The organism is Pyrobaculum sp. (assembly GCF_049971835.1).
In the GTDB taxonomy this organism is placed as follows: Archaea; Thermoproteota; Thermoprotei; order Thermoproteales; family Thermoproteaceae; genus Pyrobaculum.
The window spans coordinates 1-9,595 of sequence record NZ_JBMFKV010000072.1; the positions used below are offsets into that span (position 1 = coordinate 1).

The 9,595-nt window shown below is 55.7% G+C and carries 13 protein-coding genes; 5 read left to right on the forward strand and 8 right to left on the reverse strand.

The annotated features are described in order from the left end of the window. The first annotated feature begins 45 nt into the window (after positions 1–45). Positions 46–1,227: a nicotinate phosphoribosyltransferase gene (locus ACP5J3_RS07545; protein ID WP_428495134.1), complete on the forward strand. Its 1,182-nt coding sequence runs from the start codon at positions 46–48 to the stop codon at positions 1,225–1,227. On the opposite strand, the gene ACP5J3_RS07550 is transcribed toward ACP5J3_RS07545, so the two are convergent. Next, the gene (locus ACP5J3_RS07550) at positions 1,222–2,298 is read right to left on the reverse strand and encodes an NAD(P)/FAD-dependent oxidoreductase (protein WP_428495124.1); all 1,077 of its coding nucleotides are present in this window, start codon (positions 2,296–2,298) and stop codon (positions 1,222–1,224) included. The two genes, ACP5J3_RS07545 and ACP5J3_RS07550, sit on opposite strands and share 6 nt — an antisense overlap. 56 nt (positions 2,299–2,354) lie before the next feature. Here ACP5J3_RS07550 and ACP5J3_RS07555 point away from each other — a divergent pair, with 56 nt between their 5' ends. Further along, entirely contained in the window at positions 2,355–2,768 is a 414-nt protein-coding gene (locus ACP5J3_RS07555; RefSeq protein WP_428495125.1) for a YkgJ family cysteine cluster protein, read from the forward strand. Here ACP5J3_RS07555 and ACP5J3_RS07560 read toward each other — a convergent pair. The 3 genes from ACP5J3_RS07560 to ACP5J3_RS07570 are packed head-to-tail and all read right to left on the reverse strand — an operon-like array spanning position 2,752 to position 4,750. Next, positions 2,752–3,396, reverse strand: coding sequence for a 3,4-dihydroxy-2-butanone-4-phosphate synthase (locus tag ACP5J3_RS07560; protein WP_428495126.1), 645 nt, complete (start codon positions 3,394–3,396; stop codon positions 2,752–2,754). The two genes, ACP5J3_RS07555 and ACP5J3_RS07560, sit on opposite strands and share 17 nt — an antisense overlap. Positions 3,397–3,416: 20 nt before the next feature. After that, on the reverse strand, positions 3,417–4,088 hold the full coding sequence (locus tag ACP5J3_RS07565; RefSeq protein ID WP_428495127.1) for a 2,5-diamino-6-(ribosylamino)-4(3H)-pyrimidinone 5'-phosphate reductase: 672 nt from the start codon (positions 4,086–4,088) through the stop codon (positions 3,417–3,419). After that, positions 4,085–4,750 (reverse strand): GTP cyclohydrolase IIa, encoded by a 666-nt coding sequence (locus ACP5J3_RS07570; RefSeq protein WP_428495128.1) that lies wholly within the window; start codon positions 4,748–4,750, stop codon positions 4,085–4,087. The genes ACP5J3_RS07565 and ACP5J3_RS07570 overlap by 4 nt, the downstream gene beginning before the upstream one ends. 88 nt (positions 4,751–4,838) lie before the next feature. On the opposite strand from ACP5J3_RS07570, the gene ACP5J3_RS07575 reads away from it, so the two are divergent. Then, on the forward strand, positions 4,839–5,471 hold the full coding sequence (locus ACP5J3_RS07575) for a creatininase family protein (RefSeq protein WP_428495129.1): 633 nt from the start codon (positions 4,839–4,841) through the stop codon (positions 5,469–5,471). Here the strand turns inward: ACP5J3_RS07575 and ACP5J3_RS07580 are convergent. Beyond that, the gene (locus ACP5J3_RS07580) at positions 5,446–5,643 is read right to left on the reverse strand and encodes a hypothetical protein (protein ID WP_148682833.1); all 198 of its coding nucleotides are present in this window, start codon (positions 5,641–5,643) and stop codon (positions 5,446–5,448) included. The two genes, ACP5J3_RS07575 and ACP5J3_RS07580, sit on opposite strands and share 26 nt — an antisense overlap. Positions 5,644–5,703: 60 nt before the next feature. Here ACP5J3_RS07580 and ACP5J3_RS07585 point away from each other — a divergent pair, with 60 nt between their 5' ends. Further along, complete coding sequence (locus tag ACP5J3_RS07585) at positions 5,704–6,714, forward strand: histone deacetylase family protein (protein WP_428495130.1); 1,011 nt, start codon at positions 5,704–5,706, stop codon at positions 6,712–6,714. On the opposite strand, the gene ACP5J3_RS07590 is transcribed toward ACP5J3_RS07585, so the two are convergent. The 3 genes from ACP5J3_RS07590 to ACP5J3_RS07600 are packed head-to-tail and all read right to left on the reverse strand — an operon-like array spanning position 6,709 to position 9,418. Beyond that, positions 6,709–7,566 carry a ribose-phosphate diphosphokinase gene (locus ACP5J3_RS07590; protein ID WP_428495131.1) on the reverse strand — a complete coding sequence of 286 codons (858 nt, stop codon included), beginning with the start codon at positions 7,564–7,566 and terminating at the stop codon, positions 6,709–6,711. The genes ACP5J3_RS07585 and ACP5J3_RS07590 overlap by 6 nt on opposite strands. A gap of 50 nt (positions 7,567–7,616) precedes the next feature. Continuing rightward, the gene (locus tag ACP5J3_RS07595; RefSeq protein ID WP_428495132.1) at positions 7,617–8,390 is read right to left on the reverse strand and encodes a class I SAM-dependent methyltransferase; all 774 of its coding nucleotides are present in this window, start codon (positions 8,388–8,390) and stop codon (positions 7,617–7,619) included. Further along, complete coding sequence (locus ACP5J3_RS07600) at positions 8,387–9,418, reverse strand: L-threonylcarbamoyladenylate synthase (RefSeq protein ID WP_428495133.1); 1,032 nt, start codon at positions 9,416–9,418, stop codon at positions 8,387–8,389. Before ACP5J3_RS07600 ends, ACP5J3_RS07595 begins: the two co-directional genes overlap by 4 nt. 47 nt (positions 9,419–9,465) lie before the next feature. Between ACP5J3_RS07600 and ACP5J3_RS07605 the strand changes: the two genes are divergently transcribed. Beyond that, positions 9,466–9,595 (forward strand): NAD(P)-binding domain-containing protein (locus ACP5J3_RS07605; RefSeq protein ID WP_428495135.1); only part of this gene is annotated, 130 nt, incomplete at its 3' end.

Consider the following 9,595-nt stretch of genomic DNA (forward strand, 5'->3'; position numbering starts at 1 on the left):
CCTGTTCCCTATGGGCACGAAGCTGAGATATCTCACCACTTCGTCGTGTGTGTACGTCTCTACCACGTCGCCCTCCATGCGTCCCCCTCAGATATTTTGTCAGGGAGAACCACTGACATATATTTCGCCAGGACGGTGGAGGTTTTGAAAAACGCGGGGCTTGCTGATGTGAGGGTGAGGGCCGAGTTCCACGTGGCCTCTCTTCCCAGGGGCTTTAAGTGGGCGGTGTTCACGGGGCTTAAGGAAGTGGTTGAAATTCTACGGGGCAGGAGGATAACGCTGTACGCCCTGCCCGAGGGCACTCTGTTTTACGAAAACGACCCCATTATGGTTATCGAGGGTCCCTATCTGGAATTTGCTGTGTTGGAGACAGCGATTCTGGGCGTGGTTAGACACTATTCCAGCATTTCCACCAAGGCGGCCCGCGTGAAGAAGATAGCAGGTGAAAAGACTTGTCTCTTTTTCGGAGCGCGGGCGCTTCACCCCGCTATTCAGCCTATGGCGGACCGCGCGGCGTATATCGGAGGTTGCGACGGGGTGGCCACCGTCATGGGGGCGGAGTTGATTGGGATAAAGCCGTCGGGCACCATGCCGCATGCCTTGATGATTATATTCAGGGCCGTGGCGGGCGACCACACCTTGGCGTGGGTCTGGTTCGACAAGACCGTCTCCCCGGAGGTGCCCCGCATAGTGCTTGCCGATACGTTTCTCGACGAGAGGGAGGAGGCCCTTCTGGCGGCCAGGTTGCTGGGGGAGAGGCTCCACGGGGTGAGGCTGGACACGCCAGGTAGCAGGCGGGGGAATATTAGAAAAATCGTCGAGGAGGTAAGGTGGGCTCTTGACCTCAACGGCTATAAAAACGTGAAGATTTTCGTCAGCGGGGGGCTGGACGAGCCGCAGATAGAGGCTTTAAAAGACGTGGTTGACGGCTTCGGCGTCGGGACCTCCATCGCCTTTCCGCCCTCCGTAGACGTGTCTATGGATATCGTGGAGGTGGAGGTGGGGGGTAGATGGGTCCCCATCACCAAGAGGGGGAAGTTGCCGGGGTTTAAGCAACTGTATAAATGCGGCAGTAGGCACGTGGCTGTTACCTGGGGTAGCCCTCCGCCGTGTGGAGAGCCCCTCTTGGTTAAGTGGATTGAGGACGGCAGGGTCGTCAGAGAGGTTCCGGGAGAGGCAGAGATTAGGAAGTATGTACTCGAGCAGCTTTCTGAAGTTGAGTTATGACTTGTCTATGGGCTTTAGCAGGAGGCTGTAGGTGGCCTCTCCGGTGTAGACTCTGGTGTAGAGATTTAGAAGTCTCCTGCCGAGGAGTTTAATTACGGTTTTCCTCTTGCCGATGATCCTCGCGATGCGTGAAATGGCTCTGGTCTTCTTCACCTCCTCCACATAGGGCTCTACAAGCCTTTGGTAGATCTCAGCGGCGTGTTTTTCGCTTCCCCAGATCTTCAACGCTGTGTAAGCCGCGAGGGTTGCGGCGGCTCCGCTGGCCACTGCGTAGTAAATCCCCTCCCCCGTGGTGGCGTCGACAAGCCCCGCGGCTTCGCCGGCGAGCAACACATTTCTCGTGCCGAGGCTCTTGACGTAGCCTAGGGAGAGTGGGTGCCCCAGCACTGGCCCGGGTTTGTAGCCGGCTTTCTCTGCGTACTCCACCACGAGCCTTCTTAGGTCTATCCACCTCCCCCAGCCCACGCCGGCGCCTATATTCGCCCCCTCGTCCACGGGAAATATCCAGCTGTAGCCTAGCTGTCCTGTGGTGTTTATAACCGCGTCGAAGTCAACTACGCACCGCTCGCTTGCGGGCCCCCTTGCTATAGTCATGTAGGCAATGGCGTGGGTTTTGTGGCCTTGGTAGTTCCCCGCCCCGATGGACCTCGCCACGGCGCTCGTGGCGCCGTCGGCTCCTATCACAACCCTCGCCTGGTACTCCCCGCCTCTTCCAACCACAGTGTTGTTTTTCACATTAATTACCTCGTCTCTTATGAAGTCGACTCCGCTTTGCTTTAGCAGGGCGTGGTCGAACTGGGGCCTCCTCGTCACGAGAATGGGCTCTTTTCTCAACACGTAGCTGTAGCCCGCGGCGCGGGTTTCAATCTCCCTACAGGCGCCGTAGATGGGGTACTCCACGCCCAGCGCGTTTAGAAGCTTCCAGCTACGGGGGGTGAGGCCGCCGCCGCAGGGCTTTTCCCGTGGCGGCTCTCTCCTGTCGATGACAACTGCCTTGAGCCCCAGCCTCCTGGCCATGATGGCCGCGGCCGAGCCGGCGGGGCCGGCGCCCACAATAACGACGTCGTACACCTTAGCCGGTGCGTCTGCTCAATAAAAATATTTTATTTCATGTCCCTGCCGCCTATGTGTGGCGGGATCTCAAGTGGTTTGAGGTGAGTTTTAGATGTATAAAGTGTGGCATCTGCTGTGTAGGCACGGAAATGGAGCTGTTGGCGGAGGATATTGAGCGTATAACATCGGCTGGGTACAGGCTGGAGGACTTCGCCGTGGAGAAAGACGGAGTATACCGCTTGAGAAATATAGATGGCCATTGTTATTTCTACGACCCAGCTTCGAGAAGTTGTAAAATTTACGACATTAGGCCAATTGGTTGCCGCATCTACCCGCTTATCTTCGACGGCGAGAAGGTGGATGTCGACCGCACATGCCCCACGTGGCATACGGTGCCGAGGAGGGAGGTGGAGCGCCTGGCGCCTTACGTAGTGAAGTTTCTCAACGATGCAAAGATCGCCAAGATTAAGATTAAATTAAGGCTTTGATGTCTTCAGTCGTTATCAACGGGATGTCCAGTGACTTAGCTAGTTCTCTTGCCTCGTCGACGGGCATCGCCTCGGTGTGGCGTCCCAAGATCTCTATGATGACCACTGCCGGCGGCAGGCCGGCGGCTCTGGCGAGTATTAGAGAGAGTTCTGTGTGGCCCCACCTCTCTCCTATACGCCCTCCCAACACAGGCACGTGGCCTGGGAGGTAAAATTGCCTCCGGAAGGCCTCCCTCGCCTCCTCTGGATCTTTAAGGGCCAGTTCTACAACTTTTGCAAGTTCCCTAATGGTGAGGGCCTTATCTGAGTCCCTTACGCCCGTCTTAGTTTTGATGTGGTTGACATACCCCATGAAGGCAGGCTCGTCGCCGTATGGGGCTGTGGAGTGGAAGCCTCTTCTTTTGTAGTACTCGCTTAAAAATTCCAGCCCGAGGATTTTTCCAATCTCCCGGGTCGTGGCGAAGCACAGCAAACCCCCTGCGTTTTCTCTTAGCCACCGCACAGTGGCCGGATCAACCACATCGGCACGTATAACAAAGTCGACTTCCGCCTCTCTGTCATCGCCGTCGTATATCATGACAAGCCTCCCGGCCCTTAGGGCACTGATCGCCCGCTCAATATTTTGCATAGTAAACTCATTTTTCCGAGTCATATATTTTGTGTAAACTTATTTTTACATCTCAGCCGGTAGGTGAGCACAACCTCTCTCCCGCATTCACACAGCTTTACACCGGCCAGCTCGAGAACGAAGGGTGCATCCTCGGTGTTTGAGTAGCCCTCCCCCTCTATTAGCGAGACGCCGTTGCCAAATACATAGGGGGTTATGGTGACTATCAACTCATCTACTAGGCATCTGTTGAGAAACTCCCAGTTAGTCCTGCCGCCGCCCTCCAGAAGCACCTTTTTTATATCTCGCCTGTACAAGTCTCTTAGCACGTCTCCCGGGTCTATCTTCTCCTTGCCTATGATGACGACTTCAACGCCCCTCCCCCTCAGCCCCTCTATTTTTTCAGGGGGGGCGCGTCTAGAGGTGTAAATAATAGTTGGCGCCGAGTTGTCAAAAATTCTAAGCGTCGTAGGGACGCGGAGCGCCCCGTCTATCAATACGCGCACAGGATTTCTCCCCTCTACATATCGTACAGTGAGCTTGGGGTTGTCTACAATTGCCGTGTTGGCGCCTATAATTACTGCGTCTACATTTGCCCTCATGGCGTGTAGTCTCTTTAAGTCGTGGGGACACGACAGCCGTGAGTACCCAGTTCTGCTGGCTATTCTCCCATCCACCGTAACGGCGGCCATCAGATATACGTAGGGCCTCATTTCACCAGCTTGACGCCGGCCGCGCCTCTGCGCCTCAGGTCGTCGAGCCCCCGGGTGGCCTTAACGAAGGCGTTGTAGGGCCTCTTCGCTATACCTATGCCAATCCGTAGATTGGCATTTAGGTAGTCGTGTAGCTCGTAGGCGGCTTTGGGGGTGGGGAGGAATAACATAATGTTATCTCCGCCGAGGTAGAACACCATACAGCCCACGTCTCTACAGAAGTCTGTTGCTTGTTTGAGGAGGTCTTGTACCTGGCGGTATACGTACAGCGGCCCGTTGACCCTGGTCGTGCCTGTGCTGTTTACCACATCCATGTGCCCCACCACGGCTACTTCACCGCCTAGGCCGCTTGCACGTCCGCAGTTTTTATACGCCTCCATAGGCGTCTCGCCGGTGCCCTCGCAGAACTCGACCCCCACAGGCGATACACGTCTAATCTTGTCGACTGCCTTGCGGATAAACTCAGCGTTGATGTTGTTAGTCAGCGCTATGAGGTAGTCGTATCTAAAGTGGTGGGGGAGCGCGCCTATCGAGGTGAAGCTTCTCCACAGCGTCTCGTGTAGGCGCGCCTGTGTTTTCTGTATGATGTGCTCACGCCTGGGGCCGAGGGATTCTGTCCACTCTCGGTAGCCTTTCAACGCCATCAGTGTTACCTTATGCACATGGCGGTCAACTAAAGTGTGTATATAAACTTGGCGCGTGTAAACTAGAGTTGCCAATTAAATAAAAATCTTGGGATGTGGGGGCCCCGTGGTCTGTTTACTGCCGGTGGGTTCCTACGAACAACACGGCCCCCACCTGCCGCCTACAGTAGATGCCGAGGTGGCGAGATACGTGGCTGATAAAGTAGCCGAGAGGATAGGCGCCAGATCTCTCCCACCTATTTACTACAGCTGTAGCGAAGAGCACAGAGACTTCCCCCAGACAATTTCGGTAAAGTGCCGCAGTTTCTTGCCATATCTTGAAGATCTGTTGAGGTCGGCCGTGGAGAAGTGTGGAGTTGTGGTTGTGGTTGTGGGTCATGGCGGTGTATGGGACGCTGTGAAGCTAATCTCGGAGCAGTTAAATTATGAACTGGGGCCGCGGGTACTGCCTGTAAACATATGGGCTATTGCATCCCCCAGAGACCACGCGGGAAGCGACGAGACGAGTATATACTTGGCGATCGGCGGATCGCTAGTCGGGGAGCTCGTGGAGATTTGCGAAGGCGATATTTCCCTCTTTGGAAAAAAACGGGTGGCGGAGTTCTCCAAGACGGGGGTAGTGGGCTGTTTAAAGCCAGGTGAGGTATCTGCAGAGAGGGGGAGGTTAATGGTTGAATTAGTAGTAGAAAAAATAGTTGAGAGATTTAGGCAATTTACGTCTCTTCGTTACATTTCTTAACCGCCTCAGTCAGCTTCTCAATAGCCCTGACCAGTTCTCTCAACCCGGCTATTTGTATAGAGACTACCGCGGCGTCCCTCGCCTCAGCCTCTTCATCCTTCTTAAGTTCTGACAGTAGTTTCTCCAGCTCGTCTTCGTCTTTCTTCTCCTGTCTCTTCTTAAGTATCGACACGTTATACTTAGATAGCTTTAAGCAACTGAAAGATTTAACTAGCGGCATGTCGAAAACCACATGCTTGTATACTACTCCGACGTGTTTAAGAAACACGTCCCGCCCTTTAGACACCCCGAGGCCCCTGACAGACTGGATTATTTAGTGGAGGGCGTCTTGGAGGCGGGCGCCGTTGTAAAAGAGCCCGAGATGCGGGCCGACGCCTGGGACTTGATATACGCAGTTCACGACAAGAGCTATGTAGATTATGTGAAAAGGATATGTGAAAGAGGCGGCGCTGAGATAGACGGCGACACGTATATCTCCCCCGGCACCTGCAACGCGGCGGCTCTCTCAGTCTCGGCGGTGGCCAACGCCATCGATAAGAGAGAGGTGGCTTTGGTGGCTTCGAGGCCTCCGGGCCACCACGCCGGGTTCGTGGGGAGGGCCCTAACCGCGCCCACCCAGGGGTTCTGTATATTCAACACGGCGGCGATCGGCGCCCTATACCTCGGGGAAGGCGTGGCTGTGGTGGATATAGACGTCCACCACGGAAACGGCACCCAGGAGATACTCTACGCAAAAGATCTCCTCTACATATCAACACATCAACACCCAGCCACCCTGTACCCCGGAACCGGGTATCCAGAGGAGGTGGGCGAGGGCAGAGGCGAGGGCTACAACATAAACATCCCACTGCCCCCAGAGGCTGGAGACGACATCTACGTCAAGGTGGTGGACGAATTCATAATCCCCATCTTGAGGCAGTACAACCCCAGGCTGGTGATAGTGTCGCTGGGATGGGATGCACACAGAGACGACCCTCTTGCAGATCTCAATCTCTCCCTCAAGGGCTACCTCTACGCCATAGACGCCATATTGAAGTTGCAGAGGCCCACTGTATTTCTACTCGAGGGGGGCTACAACCGATCTGTTATTAAGAGAGGCACCAAGGCCCTTATACGCCTCGCCACGGCGGGGGAGTTCGCCCCCAGCGAGGCCCAGACAGAAAGCGCGCCCAGCGCCTACAAGCGGTTCGAGGAGTTAGCTATAGAGGTGAGGCGCCACGCTGGGCGGTACTGGCGGCTATAGTAGTGCCTCCACCTCCCTCCTCAGAACTGGTCCGATTTTTACCTCGGCAAACTCGTTAAGAATAGAGTCTGTGCAGACAAGCCTATCTACACAGCTCCTCACTCTCTCCCTGGCGTCTTTTAGAAGCTGGCAGTGAGTCACCGCTGCGTAAACCGCAGAGGCGCCCAGAGTCCTCGCAGATCTGCAGGCCTCAACAAGCGTCCCCCCAGTGGAGAGGATGTCGTCAACAAGGACCACGCTTTTATTTCTCAAATCCAGCTCCTGTCTGGGAATGAGAGTTATAGCCCCCGTGTTCCTATCCCGATACTTCTCGAAATAGGTATAGGGAACGCGCAGGGCCTTTGCCAGAGACTCCGCTCTGCGGACGGAGCCGAAGTCTGGGCTTATAACCACGTCGACGTTGGGAAGGGCCTTGGCGAACTCCTCCGCTGGGTAGATGTTTCTCACCAAAACCCTCGGCGCGTACTCCGTCACGTATTCCTTATGCAGATCCACCGTGACGATGGCAGAGACGCCGAGCTGGCTAAGTAACTTAAACACAGTCTTCGAGCTAATAGGCTCGCCCGGCCTAAAACGCCTATCTTGCCTCGCGTAAGGCGTATAGGGGATGGCGAGGACTATCCTCCCCACCCCCATGTCGTTTAACGCATCTAGCGTGATGAGTAGCTTAACCAGGTTATCGTTAACACCCGGATAGAGCCTAGCCACCAACACAACCCCCTCATCCGCCTCAGGTACCCGGACGAGCACCTCCCCATCTGGGAAAACCCTCTCCTCCACTTGAGAAACCGGGCCAAGACCCCCAAGCTCATACGCGATGTCGAGAGCGTTGGGAAAAGACAAGACGCGCATATACCCAGCGACGGGGAGTGGATTTATCTTTTACCCCCCTATGCGGAGGCTTACTCCACCCACTCCACCGCTTGTCTCAAGCCTCTGGACACGCCCCCCGCCTTGACGGCGACCACTATCAGCCGGTCGGAATTTTTTGAATAAGCCTCGCCGCTGAAGTCTCCATAGAGATTCTCTATGACAAAGCCCACGTTTGTTAAAAGCAGGCGCAACTCGCCAAGGCTGTACAGCCTAAGCTCTAGAGTTTTCTCGCCAATGTACTTCCCGTTTTTGTAAATAAGCCTCGTCTCCCTGATTTTAGACGTGATGGGGTTGTAGTACGCCGTGCTGAGTACTCTGTAGGGCCCCGCCGTCAGCCAGAAATTCCACATCTCGCCCAGCGAGGCGTATATTCCCTCCACCTTATCTTTATTCGCTACGTCTATCAAGAGGCGCCCGCCCATCTTAACAACGCCGGAAAGCCACGTCAACATCTCCATGTCTATCTCGTCCCCAAACATGCCGAAGGTAGAGTGCATGATGTAGGCCCCGTGGAAGGCCCCTTTTCGAAAAGGCATCAGCCTAACGTCGGCCTGCACCACATCCCCAAACCTCTTGGCATGTCTCAGATACTCAAGCTTTATATCAATGCCCACCACCGAGTCCCGGGGCATATGCGCCATATGCCTCCCATGGCCGCAAGCCACGTCCAGAAACCGCGCCCCCGCCCTCACGCCCAGACTCCGCTGGACAAAGGCGGCCTCTACTTTAGAAACCTCCTCGTTCCGGTAGTACTGCATAAAATCGAGATATACATCGTCAAAGAACTCCTCAACCCAGCTCATACCACCGACAGTAGCTGTCCAGTATTAAAAACCTCCCTATGCCCCGTAGCCTTACGCAACCTGTTCATAATAGCCAGACCTATGCCCCGCTCCTCCAAGGCCGGCGCCAAACCCACGTCCACTCCAAGCCTGTCGAGGTCTCTCAGCGACTTGTATAAATTTCTCGCCACCTCGTATAAATCAGAACCCATATCAATCACGTAGTCGGCCTCTGCGCATTTACCAACTGCACACAGCACGGCCACCTTAAGCCCCCTAGACTTCAAGGCCCTAACGGCCTCTCCTAGATCGAAATGCACAACTACAAGCGCCGTCTCCGGGGCGTAGTGGCGGTACTTCATACCCGGCGCAAGAGCCACCTCCGCCTCCGCCACCCCCCGCGCCACCGGCGGAATCTCCACAGCGCCGAAAAACCTCTCCAACTCCTCCACAGTAAAGGGACCGGGCCGGAGCAACGCAGGTGGCCTCCTCGTGACGTTTATAATGGTGGACTCCACGCCGAAGAAGGTAGGCCCCCCGTCTATTATGAGATCCACCTCGCCGTCTAGATCCTCAACTACGTGCAACGCAGTGGTGGGGCTCGGCCTACCTGCCTTGTTGGCGCTGGGCCCCGCAATAGGGGCCCCCAGCTCTCTAATTATGGCAAGAGCCACAGGGTGAGCCGGCGCCCTCACGGCGACTGTGTCCAGCCCCGCGGTCACGCATCTAGAAATAACTCCACGCGACTTAGCCACCACCGTGATGGGGCCTGGCCATACCCGCCTTAGCACCTCTGCGATGTCTCTCGGTATCTCCGCGACCTCCTCAGCCATTTCGAGAGAGTCGACGTGGACTATCAAGGGGTTGTCCATGGGGCGGCCCTTTGCTTTAAACACCTTTATACAGCCGTCTTCTCTATAGGCGTGTGCAAATAGGCCATATACCGTCTCCGTGGGGGCCGCCACTATGCCGCCTCTGTTCAACACCTCGGCCGCGGACTTGATGACGTAGGGATCCGGCCTCGTGGGGTCTGTCCGCAACAGCCTCACGCAATAGATTGAGCACAGAGATATAAACACCTATGTGTTGAAGAGCCATGGAAATCACCATAGTCGGCATGGGCAACATGGGGAAGGCCTTCGCAAAGCGGGCCGCGGCGCAAGGATTTGAGGTGTTGTGGTGGAACCGTACCAGGGAAAAGGTCAAGGAGGCGCCGGGGCGCCCCA